This is a genomic window from Paenibacillus sp. 1182 (assembly GCF_017833915.1).
GTDB lineage: Bacteria > Bacillota > Bacilli > Paenibacillales > Paenibacillaceae > Paenibacillus > Paenibacillus polymyxa_D.
Genome location: NZ_JAFICR010000001.1, coordinates 572,339 through 593,924, shown reverse-complemented (window position 1 = coordinate 593,924; position 21,586 = coordinate 572,339). Strand labels below are relative to the sequence as shown.

The window sequence follows — 21,586 nt, the reverse complement described above, 5'->3', positions numbered from 1 at the left end:
GATTGGACAATATATAAAATCGTAATTTGCCGGACAATAGTCTGTTAAATGCTCTTTATGAGCACAACATGGTCTTCCGGTTATCCATAGGGGGAAAAAGAATGGGTACAAGACCAATAGTAAGGTTCTACTTGGCGTTAACCATATCCGCCGCCATGCTTCTGGAGATCACTGCTCCGCACATGGCTATGGCTGATGCTGCACAACGTACAGAAAGCACGTTGTTAAACGATAAACAGAGTCAATCAACAAAAACAATCTCAACGCAGGTTAAAAATATCCCGACACTGAAATTGGATAACAATCTGGCATCCATGACGAAGAAAAGAACCATTAAAGCTAGATTTAAGCTTCCGAAGGGTACCAATATAAAGAAAATAAGCTGGACTTATGGTGGTAAGCCATTATCGGAATGGAAATCGTACAAGGATCACGATTATAATGGCGCCCCCTTTATCACCGTTACTCAGGTCAAAGCAGAAAACGGAGAAGTCACTGCCAATATCAATTTTGGTCTTACTTACGGTACGGAAAATCTTGCCGAACCGAGTCTGCAGCGTCCACTGTACGCCTCATTGATGGGAACCTATGAACTGGCTGCAGCAGTCAACGGCAAAACCGTTGCCCAGGCCCCCATTAAGTTGGTCCCATACGACAGCTTCCGTACGTATGATGAACTGAAGCCGGAGATTGATGCGATTACGGCACAAGCAGCTCAAAAAAACGACAGATACATTAAAACGATGTCGATCGGCAAATCCGTTGAAGGCCGCGATATGTATATGACTGTGGTTGCCAAAGATCAAGCAACGATTGACAAATATCAGAATGTAACTCATCCTGCCATGCTGAATGATCCTGCAAAGCTGGAGAACGATATTCAATCCGGTGCATTCGGAGATTATCAAGTGCCCATCTGGATCAACAATATTCATCCAAATGAAGCGCCGGGCTTTGATGCGATTATCAATTATTTTAAGACCATGGCTCTCGATAAAAATGTTACGTACAAGACCACCTCGTCCAATGGAAAATCGAGTACGGTCACTCTGAATATGGATGATGCGCTTGAACATGTGTTTTTCCTGTTCCTGTATACGGAAAATCCAGATGGAAGGGTGCATACCGAACGTTATAATGCTGAATACTTTGACTTGAATCGGGATAATTCTTATCAAACCCAGCCTGAAACACGCAGTGTTACAGAGCAAATTGCCAAGTGGTCGCCGATTTCTTTCCTAGATCTGCATGGCTTTGATAAGAATTTTCTGATTGAGCCTACCACACCGCCTCACGATCCGAATATTGAATACGATCTGCTTATGGATAACATGGTAGAACAGGCAAAAGCGATGGGTGAAGCAGGTATAGCAAACACAAAGTATGATTACTACCATATTCCTTATGAAGAACATCGTAAAACAGTCGAAAATCCTAAATATGTTTCCAAGGGGACTTCTTCAGGATGGGACGATGCGTCTCCAGCCTATACAGCTGTCTTCGCCATGCACCATGGTGCAATGGGACATACGCTGGAAACACCTGAATCGAATGAAGAGTCGACCAAAGCATTGTATTATAGTGTCGCTGCAGCAACCGATTATGTTATGCAAAAGAAAGAAAATTTATTTTTGAACCAGCTAAAAGTATATGAACGTGGAATCAATAACATCGATGATTATGCCGTAGATCGGTATCTAGTCAATGTCAAAAATCAAGTTATTGGCCGCCCTCGTCACGGTAATGAGAATTTTTTTCCTGAGTATTACGTTTTGCCGATCGATAAGAGTCTTCAAAAAAATCCGCTGGAAGCTTATCGGATGATTGAATATCTTATCCGCAATGGATTAACGGTTGAACGCTCGACAGAAGCTGTAAGTACTGCTGGCAAAACCTACCCTGCGGGTTCATTTATCATAAATATGCACCAGGCCAAACACGGCATTGCAAACATGGTTTTATATGATGGTATTAACGTCTCAGATTATGCTTCCGTAGCTGGCGAGATTGTGCAGGATTTTCCTGTCCTGCGAGGATTTGAACGTGATGTGGTTAGAGAAACCGGAGTGTTTGCGGGCAAAACTTCTCCGGTGACTTCCGTATCGATTCCGGCCACACCAATGCCGAATGATTCTGCCTATGTCTTAATCCTAAACACCAATAACGATGCCATCAAAACGGTTAATGAATTGCTTAAATCCGGCAAAGTGGTTACGATGCTATCCAAAAGCGGAACAGGATATGAAGCGGGTGACTTTGCAGTCGCCTATGATGATCTGAACCCGCTGGCCTCGAAATACTATCTTGATGTCACGGCATTCGGCCATAACAAACCCGTTGGTAAAGTTCTTAAACCTTCTACGGTAGCCGCTCTCGGCGAATCGGCTTATGTGCTCAAAAATCTCGGTTTTAAAGTGACCGATGATCAGCAGCATGCCGATGTGTTGGTGAATACATTCGATTCCGATAAACTTGTCGAGAAAGGGAAACCATACATTGCTTATGGAAATATGGGGATGGGTAACGTGAAAAACTGTATTCCTCAATTTGCGTTTACTGGACCGACATGGGAAAGATACGAAGGGGTCTTCCTAGCGAATGTCAAACAGGATAATGTGATTACAGCCCCTTACGATAACGAAGAATACTTCTACACCGTTACAGGTTCTTACATTACGAAACTACCTAAAGCTGCAAAAATTCTTGCAACCATTAGTAATAAAGAAAACTTCTTCAAAGCGGGCTGGTGGCCAGGTCACGATGCTGCAAGAGGAAAGATTATGGCCTTCACCTATATAGAAAACAAAAAGAATATTACTGTGTTCTCTAATGATCTCACCAATGGTGCTCATTCGCAGCATCAATTCCGACTACTGGCCAATTCGATTTTTAATGCAGTTCCCAGCAAACCCTGAGTGATTTCCAAACAGCCCTATTCCAGTGATCAACTGTGAATAAGGTTGTTTTGCGATAAAACGGTTACGTCCGTTGTGACATTTTGTTTACAACTTGATCAAACTTTAGCGACATCTGCAGGATATATTGGACTATAGCGTAACATCACTCCCGTACATGCGGGTTGATGAAAAATACGAGTCCAGGATTTTCAGGGAGGAATGCAAGTTGCTAAGCAGTATCAAACTGATAAGCAGATCCGTCAGAGAGTATGAGGAAGAGTCCAATATCAAAATACGAGCTTTTTCCGTAAGCAGCCAATTGAATGGAAATCAAGCAGATGAAAAGACGGTTGATAATAAATTGGATGAAAAAGAAGTAGATACAGCAGGTGTATCCAAAACATCCGACGACGCTACACAAACCGATATTCCTTCTCGTAGTTCTGTAGAAGAGTCGAAGAGAAGGAGGGGCACCGGGCGTCTTGTAGCACTTGATGCAGTACGAGGAATGGCGGTGCTGGGAATGTATTTGCAGCACTTCGGATCGAACCCAAACGTTTCTGAGATTGTTTCCGGAAACACGACACTATTATTCGTGCTGTGCGGGGGTATATCTTATTCCATTATGGCACAGCGCATGATGGAATGGGGAGCGGAAACGGCCGCTTTCCGTGCGCGAATGCTAGCCCGTGCAGTATTTGTTGATATTATTGGTTATTTGCTTATTATGCTGAACACTCCATATGGCATCATTTTGCCTGCCTATTCAGCTATGTTTGTGCTGGCCCTTATGTTATTTCGCCGTTCGACCCGCACCATTGTTACAACAGCAGCAGTTTTGCTCGTGACAGCCCCGCCGCTAATGATTCTGGGATCAAGTATTTTCTCAAAAGCTTATCTTCTTGGTGATATTGCAGGAGGTCCAATGTCTGCTATCGCCTTGATCCCTGCATTTGTTACTGGTATGGCCATTGGCCGCTTTGACCTGACCAGATTACGCACAGCTCTCATACTCGCAGGCAGTGGTATCGTTATGCTTGTTATTGGCAAAGCACTGGCTGCTTTTGTACTTCCGAATTGGAGTCTCCACTTTGAACAATGGCTGGTAAGGATGCAAGGAGTTGCTCCTGTACAGCCACCGGATGAATACGCAATTTGGCCGCTTAATACGGAATCACCAATGTGGCATATGCTCTTGCAGTCGGCTCCGCACACCGCTTCGACCTTCCAAACGATGATAGGATTAGGAATTTCATTCTTGGTATTGGGCGTTGCATGTCTCATATCCAAAAAAGCCTCTACTGTATTATTGCCTTTTGCAGCAGTCGGACGTATGGCTCTGACCATGTATGCCATTCAATTTGTAATAGTTTGGTTTCTGTATCTGGCAAAGATTGGGCACAGTCTGGACGGAGTTCCGTTCGGCGACGTAATAGTTGCAGTTGTTACACTGTTGCTGGGATTGTTGTTTGCTAAGCTTCCTGTTGGTCCGCTTGAAGGATTGATGCGCCGTTTTGACCGATTGTTCTGCCCTACCCAACCAGTCTCACAAACAGTAAAGTAGATAGCCTTCTTGATACTCTATATTTATAGTCATAGAAAACATCGGATTTCAATTAAAACGGACTGATCAAAATCACAACAGATAAAAAAATAAAGGTTTTGTGAATTTAGTTATTTATTTCCAGGTTTTAAGTATTGCCTATGTTGTACAATGACAACAAGTTTACCCCAACTAAGTCCTGATAATATCAGGATTTTTTTATATTTAGGGGAGAATGACAACAAGTTTGCCTCTTTCGAGGAATTTGTAATATTTAAAGGGGCGGCTATAGTTAGAGTTACTTTGTGGAATGACATGATTATTTTTTGTTCCAATCTACAATACATATCGATGTTTTGTATCTGTTACATTTAATTTTTTTGTCCAATTAAAGTGTAGAAGATCACCATATGATTTTGCTCGTCGTTTCTAATATGGGTGTAAAGTGTGGTTGTTTTGGGATCAGAATGACCGAGCATTTAAGTCCACAGAAGTTTGGGCTTTTCTTTGATAATTAGAAATTCTTTTTTGTGGTATGAGAGCCCTAAAACCCCAGATGATATTTGTATCTTTATCCCACATCAAGCATCTCTTTATAAGACGAGTAATCTCTTTTTCATTAATACCCGCAGCTTTAAAAATTTCTTTGTTCGTTAGAGCATGATGCTAGTTGGCAAGATAGAGAAGTTGAACTTAGAGATTTTTTACTCAATACAAGACACAATGATTCAAATTCTAATATCACAGATTTTTTTGTATTAACCTCCATCATAGTTATTTTTTGACAGTTCCGTACGAGCACTTAAGAAATAGCCCCATCTTTACCGTCGGGTCAAAAGAAGAAAAAACTTTATCGCTAACGCCTTCTTACAATTGGTGTTTAACAATCCTGTCTCCCTCAATAAAGCTATCGGAAACGTAACTTTTGCATCAGACGCCCGTAATAACTAGCACTCTCATTATGTTGGGCAAGTTTTATTAGTTACTGGAGTAGAGGGTTGGTATCAAGTAGACGGAAAACCAGTTCAATTCCTTAAAACAGGCGATGTGGTGAACATTCCACCGAACGTAAAATATTGGCATGGGTTACGAAGGATAGTTGGATTTGTATACTTAGTACTCACACTGGGGTGATACAGACCGGTTAGAAAACGTAACCGAGAAAGAATATGAAAACTCTAACAAAAAAAATGAAAAAACAAGCAGAAGCGGCAGCCAATCGGCTGCCGTTGTTTTAGTGTTTCGTTATATACTGTGACCTTTATTGAAAAGGAAAAAGGTCATTTTCTTTACAGAATATAATACCGATTAAAAACTTCTTTCTAACAAGGTGCCAACTTGCGTGGCCATGACTTGCGGTGAATAGGGCATTCCATTTCGAATCCACCATTCAATGACCCCTACATAAGCAGTCCCAGCATATTGCAACATCACATCTTCGACTAATTCCGTATTTTTCCCGCTTTCTTTGTCAATCTCCCCTTTGAACCCTTCCATGAAATAAGCAAGTAGCCGCGTTCTAAAAGATGAAGGTGTACCTTTTGATGCTGCTAGCATGGTTGAAAAAAGCAAATAATTTTTCTCAAAGTACTCGAAATATGGAACAAGAGCATCAGCCCACTCCATCTGACATGCCCACGTATCCATTTCTTTTAATTCATTAATGTGTGTTTCCATGATTTGATCTAATAAATCATATTTGTCCTGATAATGAAGATAAATTGTACCGCGGTTTACGTTTGCCTTGTTTGCAATGTCTTGAATGGTAATGTCATCGAAGTTTTTTACAGCCATCAGTTCAATAACGGCTTTTTTTAAGGATTCTTGCGTTTTTAGGATTCTCCGATCCACTTTAATCATCTTCTCTTTTCCCCCTGATCAAAAAATAATGAACACTTTTCGTGATGATGTTGCTATTTCAACAAATTGCGCTTTTTTAACCATTGAACTTAGGTTTCTTTTTTTATAATAATAGACATAAGTTGATAAAACAACCAGTATTGTTTATTCGCTCTCCGTGGCTTACTTACCTAAAAAAAGGAGAACTTAAATTTAGAAAAGAGGGTGTTCACATGGTGTTTAATAAAGAAGTGTGGATAATCATTACTAATTTCTAAATAGCTAACTGATAAAAATTCTATTCATTGGAGGTTATATATGATTAATGCTAATGCACGTGCTGTGTTCGGTCCAGAAGGTTCTACAGTTGAGCGCAGTGATCTTAAGCCGCATAATATTCTCATTAAGATCAAGTATGCGGGTATTTGCCACTCTGACATCCATACTGCCCGTGGAGATTGAGGGCCAGTCCAATATCCTCCCGTTCCAGGACACGCTGGAATTTTCGCCCAGATTGGTTTGGAAGTCACAAAGTATACTGTTGGTGACCGAGTAGGAGTTGGCTGTATGGTTGATTCCTGTGGAGAGTGCGAGAGTTGCCGTAGAGGAAAGGAGCAATATTGTCTTAATGGACATACGAGTACCTACGGAGTCATCGATAGATATGGACAATATACGCAGGGAGGTTATTCCACCCATATCGTTGTAATAACGGAGGATTTCGTGGTTCGAATTCTAGACGGCATTAATCTTGATGTCGCCGCTCCACTTTTATGTACTGGGATCACAACGTATCCGCCGCTGCGCCATTGGGGTGTTGATTCCGGCTAAAATATAGCGGTCGTTGGATTTGGTGGACTCGGACACATGGTGTGAGATCGCTCATTCTATGGGGGCAGAAGTAACAAACCCATAACATCTAAAGCAAATGCGTTAGTTTAAAGAAAGCATTAAAACAATCATAGGAGTAAAAGGAATGAAATATAAGACCCAAAAAAATTCTCTCGGTTTTGCTCTAATATTGGCCATATTTTCGGCGTTGGGGCCGTTTACCGTCGATATGTATCTTGCATCACTTCCGCAAATCGCTGTTTTTTTTGGAACAAGCGCAACTGCGGTTCAAGCGAGTTTAACCACTAGTCTGTTAGGATTAGGGCTAGGACAGTTGATAATGGGACCTTTAAGCGACATTTATGGAAGACGCCAGCCTTTGTTGATTTCCATGATACTATATATCCTTTCCTCTATTGGATGCGCTTTTGCACCAAGCATAGGATGGTTTATATCTTTAAGATTTATACAAGGGGTTGCTGCGTCCGCTGGACTCGTTATTTCGCGCGCTATTGTTCGAGATCGGTTTAGTGGGATTGAAATGACTAAGTTTATATCGTTGCTGACAATGATAAGCAATGTGGCACCGTTAATTTCCCCTACGGCTGGAAGTACGGTTATGTCATACAGCTCTTGGTTAGGTGTATTTATATTTTTAGGGGTGCTAGGCATAGGGTTAACTGGGATAACCATATGGGGGTTAAAGGAAAGCTTACCTGTACAACAACGTATTTCAGGCAGTCCCCGTGCGTTGATGAAAAATTATAATAGCTTATTCCGAAAGCGGTCTTTTATAGGGTATGCTCTAGTCAATGGCATATTGTTCGCAGGTGTTTTTGCCTATGTTGCAGGTACCCCATTTATTTATCAAAACATATACGGCGTGTCGCCGCAACTGTTTTCAATCCTCTTTGCGTTGAATGGCCTTGCTATTATCTTGGGATCTCAATTCGTCAAACTGCTTGCAGACCGGGTAACGGAAAGTCGATTGTTTTTGATCGGAATAATACTAGCGTTTATATCTTCTGCTGCAGTCTTATTTATAGTACTAGTACATGGAGTATTATCAGCTATGTTTATTTCGATCTTCTTATTCGCTTTATCCATTGGGATCATTGGCCCCATCTCTTTTACATTAGCAATGGAATCGCAGGGGCATATTGCAGGGGGCGCGTCCGCCGTGCTCGGCACTTTACAATTCGCATTAGGTGCCGTTACGTCTCCACTTGTGGGAATTGCAGGCGAAAATTCTGCTATACCTTTTGGAATTATTATTTTTTCTACAAGTTTATTATCTATAATTACCTATCTCATTCTGGTTAAAGGGATAAAAAAATTATCCGGTACCAAAAATAGCTTTGAATCCAATACTTAACCAATCGCTTGCGAACATTAAGATCTATGCGAGGCCCCAGCATTCTAAGACTTGAGTATAAAAAACAGGAGGATCTAAAATGCAAAGTGTTACACTAAACAATGGTGTCGAGATGCCGATACTCGGATTTGGGGTTTATCAAATTGATGATGAAAATGTATGCGAAGAATCGGTTTGTAATGCCCTAATGGAAGGTTACCGCTTGATTGATACCGCTGCTGTTTATAGCAATGAAAAAGCAGTCGGTCGTGCCATCAAGCAGAGTGGCGTGCCCAGAGAGGAAATATTCGTTACAACAAAGCTTTGGATTCAGGATGCAGGTTACAAGAGTGCTAGGAAAGCATTCGAAACATCACTGAAAAAACTGCAACTGGATTATTTGGATCTGTATCTCATTCATATGCCCTTTGGCGATATCCATGGTTCATGGCGTGCGATGGAGGAATTATATCATGAGGGGAAGATCAGGGCAATCGGCGTAAGTAACTTCCTAAATGATCGCCTGATGGATTTAATCGTTCATCATGAAATCGTTCCTACTGTAAACCAAGTTGAAACGCATGTATTTACACAACAAGTAGAAAATGCTCAATTTATGAAGGATCACCATGTTCAGATTGAGTCCTGGGGACCATTTGCTGAAGGGAAAAATGACATTTTCAAAAATGAAGTATTGGCATCAATAGCTGAGAAACATCATAAATCCATGGCTCAAGTTGCTTTACGTTGGTTGATACAAAGAGGAATTGTTGCGATTCCAAAGTCCGTTCATAAGGAAAGAATTATCGAAAACTTTAATATCTTTAACTTTGAAATGAGTAGGGAAGATATGGAAAGGATTGCTACGTTGGATTCCAAAGAGAGTTTAATCTTATCCCTTCACGATCCTGAAAACGTGGAACGGCTCAGCAACATGAAAATTCGTAACTAATTTTGGGGAGGCCTTATCACAAAATGCTCAAACCCAACAACACTATGTTCACGTAACAGTACCCAAGTCCTTCCCATATATCGATTCAATTCCACATATAAACATATGCATATAGAACTGATTAATGGTTATAATGGCAGAGAAGTGTGTGAAAAAGTAAACTGAAAGAACGGTATTTAAGATGGTAAGTTAATTACTAGGACATATTGAATCTATTCATAAGCACATATTGTCAACAGGGGGAAACATGGAGTTAAGAGTGCTTCGTTATTTTCTTACAGTCGCTCGTTTGGAAAGTATTACGCATGCAGCAAATGTACTACATGTAACACAGCCGACATTAAGCAGACAATTAGCTGACTTAGAAAAAAATTTAGGAACTCAATTGCTTATTCGCGGTAAAAAAAAGGTGTCATTAACGGATGCTGGCATGCTTTTACGTCAGAGGGCAGAAGAAATCCTAACGATTGCGGATAAAACAGAGAGAGAATTCAAAGATCAAAATAATCTGGTTGGAGGGACTATCTCTATAGGAAGCGTCGAATCACTAACATCGCATTATTTATTTCAAACATTAAAAGCTTTTCATGAAGAGTATCCACAGGTTAATTATTATATTTATAGCGGAACAGGGGATGATATAAAGGAAAAAATAGACAAAGGATTACTTGAAATTGGGATTTTATTAGAGCCCATAAATATTGAAAAATACGATTTCATCAGATTGCCTCAAAAGGAACGATGGGGAATTCTAACACAGGCTTCATCCCCTCTTGCACAAAAAGAATATGTTACTCCCAATGATCTTGTTGGAGTTCCTTTACTTCTTTCTAGTCGTCCAACAGTACAAAATGAAATTGCTAATTGGTTTGCTGATGAATATGAAAATATACATGTTCTAGCCACATACAACTTAATTTCTAACATAGTTAATTTTGTAGATAATGGTATGGGAACTGCTATTTGTATTGAAGGTGCTCTTGCGATGACAGGTTCAAAACATCTTTGCTTCAGACCATTTTTTCCAGAACTCAAATTTAGTTGTGTTATTGTTTGGAAGAAACACAAGATTTTTAACCAGGCTACTTCTCACTTAATTCAATTAATCAAGTATGCCTCACAAGCATAATAAAACATAGATTATAGGTATTGGATAAGGTTATTTATCTAGTGATATCTTAAAGGTGCAGCTTGAATGAAGCCTTTAAATATTACTGATAAATAACTTTTTTTATTTAGCAGGTAAAGTTGTTTATGTTTAATAAATAAAAGGCGTAATTCATTGTTCAACAACAAGAAGAGGGGGCATTTTCTAATGAGCAAAAAATATGAAAAATTAGCTCAGGATATTGTAGAGAAGATTGGTGGTAGTGAAAATGTATCAACACTAACTCATTGTATGACAAGGCTTAGATTCGCACTAAACCAAAATAAAAAAGCCGATCAAGACGCTATTAAAGCTTTAGATGGCGTGATTGATGCGATTGAAAGCGGCGGACAATTTCAGGTGGTTATTGGCACCCATGTTGAAGAAGTATATGAGGAAGTGATCAAATATATAAAACATGCAGAAAATATAGATGATACATTATCTAACGAAAAAAATGTAAGCGTTTTTGGCAAATTAATCGATTTTATTTCAGGTACATTCAGTCCAATCGTTCCGGCTATTGCAGGCGCGGGAATGATAAAAGCGCTATTGGCTTTGCTGATCTTATTTAATGTAGTTTCAAAAGCGTCACAAACTTACTATGTAATCAATTTCATGTCGGATGCCATTTTTTATTTCTTACCCTTCTTATTAGCATATTCGGCTGCAAACAAATTAAAATGCAGCCCTGTACTGGCACTTGTGTTGGCTGGGATATTGCTTCATCCGAATCTGGATCTATTGAGAACTGCGGGTAATAATGTTAGCGTTTTTAATATTCCATTGACACTTGTTGCTTACAGTTCATCGGTTGTTCCGATTCTATTAACCGTGTGGGCGCAATCCTACATTGAACCATTCTTTAAAAGAGTCATTCCTAACGCTGTAAAAATTATTTTTGTTCCGATGTTTACCATTCTGGTTGTTGGATTTATTTCCTTAACTGCACTAGGACCGCTAGGTTCTTTCTTCGGAACATATTTGGCAATGGGGTTTGATTTTTTGGGATCGCACGGAGCATGGGTGGTCATTTTCATAATTGCAACCTTCTGGCCACTCCTTGTTATGTTTGGACTTCATCACAGTATCGTTCCGTTATCATTGGCTCAAATCACGACATTGGGATATGAAAATATCATTGGACCTGGAGCCATGATATCCAATATTTCGCAAGGTGTAGCCGCGTTGATTGTCAGTTGGAGAACAAAGGATACAGTATCCAAGCAAATCTCCACTACAAGTGGAATTACAGGCTTAATGGGAATTACAGAAGCAGCACTTTACGGTGTTAATTTACCTAAAAAATATCCTCTTGTTGCGGCTATGATTGGATCCGCTGCTGGAGGGCTTTACGCAGGGGTTATGGAAGTTTCACGTTATGCAACAGGTTCATCAGGGCTTCCAGCTATTCCGCTTTATATTGGAGAAAACATTTGGAATTTCTATAATATACTCATCGCATTATTAATTACAACGGTTATAACTGCAGTGCTTACCTACTTATTAACCTTAAAATATGAGAAAGAAACGTCTGAGCAGAATAAAGTCACCACAAACGATAAAATCATCACACTTAAAAATACGGTTATTACAAGTCCTATCAAAGGTGAAATGATTCCATTGAAGGATGTTCAAGATGCGGCCTTCTCCACAGAAGCAATGGGAAAAGGAGTTGCCATTGAGCCAAGCGAAGGAAAAGTGGTCGCTCCTTTTGATGGGAAAATTGTTTCGCTGTTTCCCAAGAAACACGCAATCGGTTTACTCTCCGATGATGGGGTTGAAATACTCATCCATATAGGATTGAACACCGTTAAACTGAATGGGAAGTACTTTGAAGCTCATGTTGAAGAGGGTCAGAGAATTACCAAGGGACAGACACTAATCACGTTTGATTTGGAGAAAATCAGAGAGGAAGGATATGTTACCCAGACCCCGGTGATCGTTACGAATACTTACAGTTATGCTGATGTGCTAACTAATAACAGTAGTGCAGTCACTGATTTTAACAATGAGTTGTTAGTCCTAATAGTGTAACCATATCAAATTCAAGGAGTGGATTATAAATGACTTTAGTCAAAGACTTTTTATGGGGAGGAGCAACTGCTGCAAACCAATGTGAAGGTGGATATTTGGAAGGGAATAAGGGATTGTCAACCGTCGATGTTATACCCGCAGGACAGGATCGCGTTTCTGTAATGAAAGGTAAGATGAAAATGATGGAATGTGATGATGAACATTTCTATCCAAGCCATGAAGCCATCGACTTTTATCATAATTATAAGGAAGACATTGCTTTATTTGCAGAAATGGGCTTCAAATGCTTCCGCTTATCTATTGCATGGACACGAATCTATCCAAATGGGGATGATCCATTACCCAACGAAGAAGGTTTGAAGTTCTACGATGATGTTTTTGATGAGTGTTTAAAATATAATATAGAGCCTTTAGTAACGATCACTCATTTTGATGTGCCGATGCATTTGGTAAAAACCATCGGTTCTTGGAGAAGCCGTAAAATGGTTGATTATTATGAAAGACTATGCGAAACACTATTCACTCGCTACAAAGATAAAGTGAAGTATTGGCTAACTTTTAATGAAATCAATATGTTATTACACCTACCATTCGGGAGCTCAGGATTGGTGTTTGATGAAGATGAAGATGAAGAAGCTGTGAAGTATCAGGCAGCTCATCACCAATTGGCCGCGAGTGCTAAAGCTACTGAAATTGCACGCAAAATAAATTCCGAATTCAAGATAGGATGTATGTTGGCGGGTGCCAGCACTTACCCCTATACTTGCGCTCCTGAAGACGTATGGAAAGCCATAACAAGGGATCGAGAGCATTACTTCTTTGTGGATGTACAATCTCGTGGTGAATACCCGAATTATGCCAAAAAAATGTTCGAAAGAATGAATATACATCTGAAAATGGAAGATGATGATGAGGAGCTTCTGAAAAATAATACAGTTGACTTCGTTTCATTTAGTTACTATGGTTCGCGATTAACAAGTGCCGACCCAGCAGTTAATACTCAAACCGCTGCCAATCTCTTTCCGACATTACGAAATCCCCATTTAAAAAGAAGTGAATGGGGCTGGCAAATTGACCCACTCGGGCTGAGAATTACATTAAATGCATTGTATGATCGCTATCAAAAACCATTATTTATTGTCGAGAATGGGTTGGGAGCTGCGGACAAGCCTGATGAAAATGGATGTATCTCGGATGATTACAGAATCGAGTATATTCGTGAACATATCCGAGCATTTAAAGCTGCTGTAAAAGAAGATGGCGTAGAGTTGCTAGGATATACAACCTGGGGGTGCATTGATTTAGTAAGCTCAAGCTCTGGAGAAATGAACAAAAGATACGGTTTCATCTACGTGGATAAAGATGACCAGGGAAATGGTACGTTAAGTCGTAGTAGGAAAAAGTCCTTTAATTGGTATAAGAAAGTAATTAGTAGCAATGGAGAAGATTTAGACTAAGTTTATACAGCCATAGCTAGTTGATGATGGAATCACAGTCGACCAGATGTGACGCTTACAAACTTTTTCTAAACAAGACCCTTAATTTAAAATGCGATATATTCTCTTGTTCTCACTAACATGAGCAAGTCTTCTTGTGGTAAGCATTTTCTTGTTATTCGGGATCGTGTTCTCAATAGGAAATAAAGTTATGAATTTAAGTACAAAACATGGAGCGGGTGCCGCTTCATGTTTTTGTACTGTGCCGGGTATGGGCCTTATCTCTAGTGTTCAAGTTCCGAATGCGAGAACAATATTCAAAACCCTACCCTCATCACAAAATTAGGATGAGAATTTTGTTTAAATAACCTCAGTACAAGAAATTACTCGATTTACTAGATTTGTTGGGAATGCAATTTAAAAATTTCTATCTAACAATATCCCAGTTTGTTCTGCCATGACACGAGGGGGGACTGACATTCCATTCTTAAACCACCATTCTACGATCCCCACGACCGCGGCCCCAAAAAATTGAAGAATGACATCTTCACTTAAGCCTTGATTTTTTCCTTCTGTTACATCGACTTCTACCTTGTACTCCTGGACGACTAAATCAAGGAATTGAGTACGAAAATAAGCTGAACTTTTCGTGTTTAGCATGGTTGAAAAGAACAAATGATTGTCTGCAAAGTATTCGAACCAGACATAATTTCCTTCTTGGAAACTCATTTCAGATGCTGTGTGGCAAAGTTCACGGAGATTGTTTATATGTTCTTCAATTATCTTATCTAGCAAGTCAAATTTATCCATGTAATGGAGATAGATTGTTCCTCGATTAACATTTGCCCTATCAGAAATATCCCGAATTGTAATGTCATCAAAGTTTTTTTCAGTCATCAGTTCAAGTATTGCTTTCTTTATGGCTTCTTGAGATTTGAGTACCCTTCTGTCCACTTTAGTCATTTTTAAAGTCCCCTTACTGAGATAATCGGCAATTACGGATAATTTGTTGAGTAATCCACACATCGAAAGAAATTGATTATTGCAAGCATTTTGTTTCCGTTTAGAATTATAAACGTAAGTTGATTAAACAATCAATGTTCATTTTTTATTTGGAGTTATCTAAACTCAATGATCAGTACGCGTACCCGTTCTGAGGCAAGTCAAGATCGCACCAAACGAAAGGAAGGAACCATGAAATGGATTATACGAAACTTGGAAATACTGGCTTGGATGTATCCCGGATTTGTCTTGGTTGTATGGGTTTTGGAGACGCACGAAAAGGTCATCATCGATGGGTACTTGATGAAGAACGCGCTCGTCCGATCATAAAAAAAGCTCTGGAGCTTGGAATCAATTTTTTTGATTCTGCAAACGTGTACGCTGAAGGGACAAGTGAGGAAATAATTGGAGGTGTATTAAAGGATTTTTCGAATCGTGATGAAATTGTCATCGCGACTAAAATACATGGACGAATGCATCAAGGACCCAATGGCGCTGGACTTTCCCGCAAGGCGATCATGAGCGAAATCGATAAGAGCCTTAAGAGATTGAAAACCGACTACGTCGATCTGTATCAAATTCATCGTTGGGATTATAACACGCCTATCGAAGAGACGATGGAGGCATTGCACGATATAGTTAAGGCTGGTAAGGCAAGATACATCGGAGCCTCTGCAATGTGGGCATGGCAGTTTGAGAAAGCTTTACATATAGCTGAGAAGAATGGGTGGACCCGATTTGTATCAATGCAGAATCATTTAAATCTCATTTACCGTGAAGAGGAGCGAGAGATGCTCCCACTTTGTAAGGAAGAAAAAATTGGGGTCATTCCTTATAGCCCGCTCGCAGGAGGAAGATTGGCGCGGGAGACAACAACACATCGTGCCGAAACTGATGAAATTGCAAAACAAAAATATGATGCAACAACAGATGCGGATCAATTGGTGGTGAACCGGGTTGCGAGTTTGGCAGAGAAACATGGTGTTCGCCGGGTTCACATCGCACTTGCGTGGCTTCTGCATAAAGAACCGGTAACCGCTCCTATTGTCGGTGCGACAAAAATATCCCAGCTCGAAGATGCAGAAGCTGCTCTATCTATTCAATTAACTGCTGAAGAAATTGCGTTTTTGGAAGAACCATATGTACCGCACCGAATCGTTGGTCATTTTTAAATTCATATAAATTGGTGTCGCACGGTCTCTTTGATAAGAGAGATGCACATGAGTTTTTGTGTCAGCTCGTCGTCATTAGACATAAACTCACAATAAAGGAGAATAAATTATGCCTGTAATTACAATTGAAGCAGCTAAATTAACTAAAGAGCAAAAAAGAAAGTTAGTAAAAGACCTTACTACATCAGCTTCAACTATCATGAATATACCTGAACAAGCATTCTTTGTGTTCGTAAGGGAAAATGAACTAGATAATATAGGTGTTGCAGGACGGATTTTAGCAGACAAAGCTGTAAATAGTCCACTGAAAAATGAGGAGTAAAATAGTTAACTTGGTAATACCGGATTAGAAGTACATCGTCTTTGTCATGGCTGTTTGAGCTTTGGTGAGCAGGTCGTGATTCCCATCAATGAGTACTAAATAAAGAACACAGTTGCCCAATTATTAAACTAGCTCTTGAACTTGGTATCCATTTAAATAATTGATAGAAAAAAAATTCTTGGATGGAGAAAATTTAAAATGAAAATACTCATTCTTGTTTTTCACCCTGATTTAACTGCTTCCCGTGTTCATCGTCGCTTAACGGAAGAAATGGAGAAGCAAGCTGGTGTTACAATTCATCGTGTTTATGAGGCATACCCGAATGAGAAGATCGATGTCGCTGCCGAGCAGAGGCTATTGGAGCAGCATGATCGCATCGTTTTGCAATTCCCTTTCTACTGGTACAGTACGCCTTCATTGTTGAAAAAATGGGAGGATGTAGTCCTAACTCATGGCTGGGCATTTGGAAGCAAAGGGGACAAGCTGCACGGAAAAGAGCTGCTGATTGCCGTTTCTACCGGCGCTGCTAAAGAAAACTATTTACCAGACGGTAATTTTAAATACACCGTTTCCGAGCTGCTGCGACCTCTTCAGGCAACCAGTAACTTGATTGGAACACGCTATTTGACACCATATATCTTGTATGGTGTAATGCAACACCTGTCAGATGAGGAGCTAGAGCAAAGTGCCAAGGATTATGTGGCTTATGCGCTGAATCCTAAACTTGTCTAGAAGAATGGTGATGCTAAGCCTGTTGGCTTCATCATAGAGACGGGAATTGGAGGTTACCGCGTCGCAATTATCGTCATTCTTTCAGTGGGTCTTATTCATCCACAAAAAAAACAAGCAGGAGGCACAGTTATGAATCGAATTGAAAAGAGTGAAGAAACATTTAAACAGCTATTTGGTAATGGAATGCCGGGAGCATACGCTACTGATCCTGATTTTCAGGACATCCTGAGCCGTTTTATTTTTGGGGGAGTTTTTTATCAAGGGAAGTTGGACGATAAACAACGTGAGCTTATCACTCTGGTGGTGCTTGTAACGAATCAAACGTTACCTCAGCTCAAGGCGCATGCTCATGCTGCACTGAACGTTGGACTAACTCCGGTAGAAATTAAAGAGGCCATTTACCATTGTGCCCCTTATTTAGGATTCCCTAAAACGCTAAATGCCATCGCGGAGATTAATGAGGTTTTCCAATCCAGAAATATCGAGTTACCTCTCGAAAGTCAAAAGCAGGTTGAAGAAGAGAATCGGTTAGACAAAGGCCTTGCAGTGCAGGTAGAAATCTTTGGCGATATCATTGAAAAGAACAGGAAGAATGTCCCATACAATCAAAAGCATATACAGGACTATCTTTCTGCCTTCTGTTTTGGTGACTTCTATACTCGTGGAGGCCTTGATCTGAAAACACGGGAGTTGCTGACCCTCTGTATTGTGAGTAGTCTCGGCGGTTGTGAAAGTCAAGTCAAGGCACATGTGCAAGGCAACCTGAATGTAGGCAATGACAAGGATATGATGATCACGGCCATCACTCATTGCCTTCCTTATATGGGTTTTCCGAGAACATTAAATGCTTTGAGTTGTGTGAATGAAATCATTCCAGAATAGAAAGAGAAATTAAGCGAAAAAATAGATTTTTTTTATAGATGAAAGTGTACCTAAAATTAAGAAAGGATGTTTATCTAAAATGTCAAATATTCAAGAAAAAGTAGTTATTATTACAGGAGCGTCCAGCGGTATTGGAGAAGCAGCTGCAAAAGAACTGGCATCCAAAGGAGCAAAATTGGTTCTTGCCGCTCGCCGCGAAGACCGGTTAAAGAAATTACAAGATGAAATTGAACAAAGCGGCGGACAAGCTATATATAAAGTGACGGATGTAAGTTCGCACCAACAAATGGAGGATCTTGCTGCATATGCGCTTAACGAGTTTGGAAAAATTGATGTTTTAGTCAATAATGCTGGAATCATGCCGCAGGCTTTTCTTGCTTTGAAAAAGGTTGATGAATGGGACCGAATGATCGATGTCAATATCAAAGGGGTTTTGTACGCAATCGGAGCAGTCCTTCCATCTATGAGAGAACGGAAATCAGGTCATATTATTAACCTTTCATCCGTAGCTGGACACAACATCTACCCAGGCGGAACAGTTTATTGTGGTACCAAACATGCCGTAAGAGCAATCTCTGAAGGCTTGCGTCAAGAAGAAGCGATGAGTGGTACAAATATTCGTGTGACCAATATTTCGCCGGGGGCTGTGACCAGCGAACTGCTGGAGACGACAACCGATCCGGCAATGAAAGCGGGCTTGGATGATTTTTACAAGATAGCAATCGATGCAGACAGCATTGCACGTGCCGTTGCCTTTGCCATCGAACAACCATCGGATGTGGGCATTAATGAGATGATCATTCGACCAACAGCTCAAGTTGGATAACGTTAAAAATATAAGAAAGTAGAGATGAAAAATGAAGAACGAGCACTTAAGCCATAGCACACTCTTCCCATTGGGGCAAAAAGTCGAAAAAAACTTTATCGGAGACGCATACTTACAAATGGTGTTTACCGATCCAGCACCACTCAATACAGCAATCGGGAATGTAACCTTTGCTCCCGGTGCCCGTAATAACTGGCACTCTCATCATACCGGGCAAGTGTTGTTAGTTACTGGCGGTGAGGGGTGGTATCAAGAAGATGAAAAGCCAGCTCAATTACTTAAAACAGGCGATGTGGTGAACATTCCACAGAACGTAAAACATTGGCATGGGGCTACAAAGGATAGCTGGTTTGTTCACTTAGCTCTTACACCAGGACAAACAGATTGGTTAGAACCCGTACTGGATGAAGAATATATTAAGCTATAGTAAATGGATTAACACATATAAACGGCAGCCGTTAATGCCGCCGTTTATATAGAAGCTTCTAATAAATCTGGAACCCGCTGTTGCTATTCTGCGAATTATGGGGTCATGGAATATTTGAAGCTAGCACTGAGCGATTGGAGACAGTATTATGCAAACGATCGATCAACAAATGCTTACCGGAGAACGAGCACTTTTCAAGAGAAAGAACCTCATGGTCACTAATTCCATTTTTGCAGATGGCGAGTCTCCCCTGAAGGAAAGCAACGATATTACTATCGATAATAGCATTTTTAAATGGAAATATCCCTTGTGGTATTGCAATAATATTCGTGTTGATCGTAGCACTTTCCTTGAAATGGCCCGATCGGGAATATGGTATACAGACCAAATTGTCATCAGTGACAGCGTAATAGAGGCGCCAAAGACATTTCGGCGTTCGAGCGGAATCCGACTGACGTATGTCGATCTGCCCAACGCGCAAGAAACCTTATGGAATTGCGAAGATATTCACTTGCATCATGTGACCGCAAAAGGTGATTACTTTGGAATGAATAGTGCAAATATCAATATCGACAATTTCACATTAGCAGGGAACTACGCATTCGACGGAGCTAAGGATATGGAGATTCGCAATGCGAAGATTATTTCAAAGGACGCCTTCTGGAATTGCGAGAACGTCACCGTCTATGATTCATTGATCATCGGAGAATATTTAGGATGGAATTCGAAAAACATCTCCTTTATCAACTGTACTATCGAAAGCAATCAGGGAATGTGCTACATGGACCGTCTCGTAATCGAGAACGGAACGATTCTGAATACCGACTTGGCATTCGAATATTCAACCATTGATGTGGAAACCAAGACCTCAATTGATAGCGTGAAAAATCCAATCTCAGGGAAAATCAAAGCAAAGGATATCGGCGAAATCATCATCAATGACGAAGAAATCAACGCTGCCTACACCCGATATGAGCTGGATATAGCAGGTGATCGATTTGTCCTTTAATTTTGATGAAATGACGAACCGTTTGGCCACTAACTCTTATAAATGGGATGTTGAACCAGAAGAGCTGCCGATGTGGGTGGCGGATATGGATTTTGAGACTTCGCCTGCTGTAGTCGATGCTCTGCAAAAGAGATTAGACCATCATATTTATGGATATACCTCGATACCAGATACTTATTATAATTCGGTTGCCCATTGGTGGGAAAAGAGACATCAATATCAGATCCAAAAAGAATGGATTATGTTTTGCACGGGGGTAGTGCCGGCAATATCATCTATCGTACGCAAAATGACCAAAGCCGGTGACAAAGTGCTAGTGCTTGCGCCTGTCTATAACATTTTCTACAACTCCATAAAGAACAATCAACGAGAAGTTCTAGTAAGTGAGTTGATTTACAAAGACAATGGATATTCGATCGAATTTGACGATGTGGAGAAAAAGCTAGCCGATTCTGACACAACGCTTATGATTTTCTGCAATCCGCATAACCCCATAGGCAAAGTGTGGGACAAACAAATTCTTGAGAAACTCGGCACGCTCTGCGTCAAGCATCAGGTCCTTATCCTTTCCGATGAAATTCACTGCGATTTAACACACCCAGGCCACCCATACATTCCTTTCGCTTCAATATCGGAAGAGATCGCCCAAAATTGCATCACCTGTGTGGCGCCGACGAAAACTTTCAATCTTGCGGGAATTCAAACTTCAAGTATTATCGTGCCGAATTCGAAGATTCGTAAACTTGTACACCGTGGCATTAACACCGATGAAGTGGCCGAACCTAACTTTTTTGCGATTGAAGCAGCAATCTCTGCCTTTACGGAAGGCGAACCCTGGCTGCAAGCCTTATTGGAATATCTCATGGCGAACAAGCAATATCTCGAACATTATTTGGCTAGTAAACTTTCGCAGCTCCAAATTATCCATTCGGAAGCGACTTATTTGGCTTGGATCGATTGCCGGAACATAACTTCTAATGTAAGTCAACTGTGTAAATTCATAAGGAAAGAAACGGGGCTGTATGTCACGGAGGGCGCCATTTATGGCGGCAATGGATACGATTTCATTCGATTGAACTACGCCTGCCCTAAAAAACGACTAGTTGATGGATTGCAGCGCTTGAAGATTGGGATTCAGGCATATCAAAGAGTGAATGATTGATTCAATAATGGTTACC

The 21,586-nt window shown here is 40.5% G+C and carries 17 protein-coding genes and 1 pseudogene; 16 read left to right on the top strand and 2 right to left on the bottom strand.

Features of this window, described 5'->3' with window-relative positions; all coding sequences use genetic code 11:
- Nucleotides 1-101: 101 nt before the first annotated feature.
- Together JOD82_RS02830 and JOD82_RS02825 are read left to right on the top strand one after the other, a co-directional pair.
- A complete protein-coding gene (locus tag JOD82_RS02830; protein WP_209947512.1) occupies nt 102-2,915 on the top strand; it encodes a M14 family metallopeptidase in 2,814 nt (937 codons plus the stop codon).
- A 208-nt stretch (nt 2,916-3,123) separates the two neighbouring features.
- Nucleotides 3,124-4,461, top strand: a complete 1,338-nt coding sequence (locus JOD82_RS02825; RefSeq protein WP_069011878.1) for a DUF418 domain-containing protein — start codon at nt 3,124-3,126, stop codon at nt 4,459-4,461.
- A gap of 1,287 nt (nt 4,462-5,748) precedes the next feature.
- Here the strand turns inward: JOD82_RS02825 and JOD82_RS02820 are convergent.
- On the bottom strand, nt 5,749-6,300 hold the full coding sequence (locus JOD82_RS02820; RefSeq protein WP_069011876.1) for a TetR/AcrR family transcriptional regulator: 552 nt from the start codon (nt 6,298-6,300) through the stop codon (nt 5,749-5,751).
- 297 nt (nt 6,301-6,597) lie between these two features.
- On the opposite strand from JOD82_RS02820, the pseudogene JOD82_RS02815 reads away from it, so the two are divergent.
- The 6 genes and pseudogenes from JOD82_RS02815 to JOD82_RS02790 form a co-directional block, all read left to right on the top strand.
- Nucleotides 6,598-7,186 (top strand): annotated as a pseudogene (locus tag JOD82_RS02815) (alcohol dehydrogenase catalytic domain-containing protein); the annotation flags it as partial.
- Nucleotides 7,187-7,255: 69 nt separating this feature from the next.
- Nucleotides 7,256-8,485 carry a multidrug effflux MFS transporter gene (locus JOD82_RS02810; RefSeq protein WP_069011874.1) on the top strand — a complete coding sequence of 410 codons (1,230 nt, stop codon included), beginning with the start codon at nt 7,256-7,258 and terminating at the stop codon, nt 8,483-8,485.
- Between the two features lie 79 nt (nt 8,486-8,564).
- A complete protein-coding gene (locus JOD82_RS02805) occupies nt 8,565-9,416 on the top strand; it encodes an aldo/keto reductase (protein ID WP_069011872.1) in 852 nt (283 codons plus the stop codon).
- A 247-nt stretch (nt 9,417-9,663) separates the two neighbouring features.
- The gene (locus JOD82_RS02800; RefSeq protein ID WP_029515212.1) at nt 9,664-10,545 is read left to right on the top strand and encodes a LysR family transcriptional regulator; all 882 of its coding nucleotides are present in this window, start codon (nt 9,664-9,666) and stop codon (nt 10,543-10,545) included.
- Nucleotides 10,546-10,731: 186 nt separating this feature from the next.
- Nucleotides 10,732-12,600 (top strand): beta-glucoside-specific PTS transporter subunit IIABC, encoded by a 1,869-nt coding sequence (locus JOD82_RS02795; protein ID WP_069011870.1) that lies wholly within the window; start codon nt 10,732-10,734, stop codon nt 12,598-12,600.
- A 29-nt stretch (nt 12,601-12,629) separates the two neighbouring features.
- The gene (locus tag JOD82_RS02790; RefSeq protein ID WP_069011868.1) at nt 12,630-14,057 is read left to right on the top strand and encodes a 6-phospho-beta-glucosidase; all 1,428 of its coding nucleotides are present in this window, start codon (nt 12,630-12,632) and stop codon (nt 14,055-14,057) included.
- A 396-nt stretch (nt 14,058-14,453) separates the two neighbouring features.
- On the opposite strand, the gene JOD82_RS02785 is transcribed toward JOD82_RS02790, so the two are convergent.
- Nucleotides 14,454-14,999: a TetR/AcrR family transcriptional regulator gene (locus JOD82_RS02785; protein WP_069011866.1), complete on the bottom strand. Its 546-nt coding sequence runs from the start codon at nt 14,997-14,999 to the stop codon at nt 14,454-14,456.
- Nucleotides 15,000-15,235: 236 nt separating this feature from the next.
- Here JOD82_RS02785 and JOD82_RS02780 point away from each other — a divergent pair, with 236 nt between their 5' ends.
- The 8 genes from JOD82_RS02780 to JOD82_RS02745 all read left to right on the top strand — a co-directional run bounded on the left by JOD82_RS02780 (nt 15,236) and on the right by JOD82_RS02745 (nt 21,570).
- On the top strand, nt 15,236-16,210 hold the full coding sequence (locus JOD82_RS02780) for an aldo/keto reductase (RefSeq protein ID WP_029515209.1): 975 nt from the start codon (nt 15,236-15,238) through the stop codon (nt 16,208-16,210).
- Between the two features lie 109 nt (nt 16,211-16,319).
- A complete protein-coding gene (gene dmpI / locus JOD82_RS02775; RefSeq protein WP_061828371.1) occupies nt 16,320-16,532 on the top strand; it encodes a 4-oxalocrotonate tautomerase DmpI in 213 nt (70 codons plus the stop codon).
- 198 nt (nt 16,533-16,730) lie between these two features.
- Nucleotides 16,731-17,264: an NAD(P)H-dependent oxidoreductase gene (locus tag JOD82_RS02770; protein ID WP_069011864.1), complete on the top strand. Its 534-nt coding sequence runs from the start codon at nt 16,731-16,733 to the stop codon at nt 17,262-17,264.
- A gap of 129 nt (nt 17,265-17,393) precedes the next feature.
- Complete coding sequence (locus tag JOD82_RS02765; protein WP_209947510.1) at nt 17,394-18,146, top strand: carboxymuconolactone decarboxylase family protein; 753 nt, start codon at nt 17,394-17,396, stop codon at nt 18,144-18,146.
- Nucleotides 18,147-18,225: 79 nt separating this feature from the next.
- Nucleotides 18,226-18,972 carry an SDR family oxidoreductase gene (locus JOD82_RS02760; RefSeq protein WP_069011860.1) on the top strand — a complete coding sequence of 249 codons (747 nt, stop codon included), beginning with the start codon at nt 18,226-18,228 and terminating at the stop codon, nt 18,970-18,972.
- A gap of 31 nt (nt 18,973-19,003) precedes the next feature.
- Nucleotides 19,004-19,399, top strand: a complete 396-nt coding sequence (locus JOD82_RS02755; protein WP_069011858.1) for a cupin domain-containing protein — start codon at nt 19,004-19,006, stop codon at nt 19,397-19,399.
- A 148-nt stretch (nt 19,400-19,547) separates the two neighbouring features.
- A complete protein-coding gene (locus JOD82_RS02750) occupies nt 19,548-20,408 on the top strand; it encodes a DUF3737 family protein (RefSeq protein ID WP_209947508.1) in 861 nt (286 codons plus the stop codon).
- Entirely contained in the window at nt 20,398-21,570 is a 1,173-nt protein-coding gene (locus tag JOD82_RS02745; protein ID WP_245248884.1) for a MalY/PatB family protein, read from the top strand. Before JOD82_RS02750 ends, JOD82_RS02745 begins: the two co-directional genes overlap by 11 nt.
- Nucleotides 21,571-21,586 lie beyond the last annotated feature (16 nt).

What these genes read in the sequence shown, in the direction of transcription:
- JOD82_RS02830 (WP_209947512.1), top strand. Translation starts at nt 102, where the DNA reads ATGGGTACAAGACCAATAGTAAGGTTCTACTTGGCGTTAACCATATCC.
- JOD82_RS02820 (WP_069011876.1), bottom strand. Translation starts at nt 6,300, where the DNA reads ATGATTAAAGTGGATCGGAGAATCCTAAAAACGCAAGAATCCTTAAAA.
- JOD82_RS02810 (WP_069011874.1), top strand. Translation starts at nt 7,256, where the DNA reads ATGAAATATAAGACCCAAAAAAATTCTCTCGGTTTTGCTCTAATATTG.
- JOD82_RS02805 (WP_069011872.1), top strand. Translation starts at nt 8,565, where the DNA reads ATGCAAAGTGTTACACTAAACAATGGTGTCGAGATGCCGATACTCGGA.
- JOD82_RS02800 (WP_029515212.1), top strand. Translation starts at nt 9,664, where the DNA reads ATGGAGTTAAGAGTGCTTCGTTATTTTCTTACAGTCGCTCGTTTGGAA.
- JOD82_RS02795 (WP_069011870.1), top strand. Translation starts at nt 10,732, where the DNA reads ATGAGCAAAAAATATGAAAAATTAGCTCAGGATATTGTAGAGAAGATT.
- JOD82_RS02790 (WP_069011868.1), top strand. Translation starts at nt 12,630, where the DNA reads ATGACTTTAGTCAAAGACTTTTTATGGGGAGGAGCAACTGCTGCAAAC.
- JOD82_RS02785 (WP_069011866.1), bottom strand. Translation starts at nt 14,999, where the DNA reads ATGACTAAAGTGGACAGAAGGGTACTCAAATCTCAAGAAGCCATAAAG.
- JOD82_RS02780 (WP_029515209.1), top strand. Translation starts at nt 15,236, where the DNA reads ATGGATTATACGAAACTTGGAAATACTGGCTTGGATGTATCCCGGATT.
- dmpI (WP_061828371.1), top strand. Translation starts at nt 16,320, where the DNA reads ATGCCTGTAATTACAATTGAAGCAGCTAAATTAACTAAAGAGCAAAAA.
- JOD82_RS02770 (WP_069011864.1), top strand. Translation starts at nt 16,731, where the DNA reads ATGAAAATACTCATTCTTGTTTTTCACCCTGATTTAACTGCTTCCCGT.
- JOD82_RS02765 (WP_209947510.1), top strand. Translation starts at nt 17,394, where the DNA reads ATGAATCGAATTGAAAAGAGTGAAGAAACATTTAAACAGCTATTTGGT.
- JOD82_RS02760 (WP_069011860.1), top strand. Translation starts at nt 18,226, where the DNA reads ATGTCAAATATTCAAGAAAAAGTAGTTATTATTACAGGAGCGTCCAGC.
- JOD82_RS02755 (WP_069011858.1), top strand. Translation starts at nt 19,004, where the DNA reads ATGAAGAACGAGCACTTAAGCCATAGCACACTCTTCCCATTGGGGCAA.
- JOD82_RS02750 (WP_209947508.1), top strand. Translation starts at nt 19,548, where the DNA reads ATGCAAACGATCGATCAACAAATGCTTACCGGAGAACGAGCACTTTTC.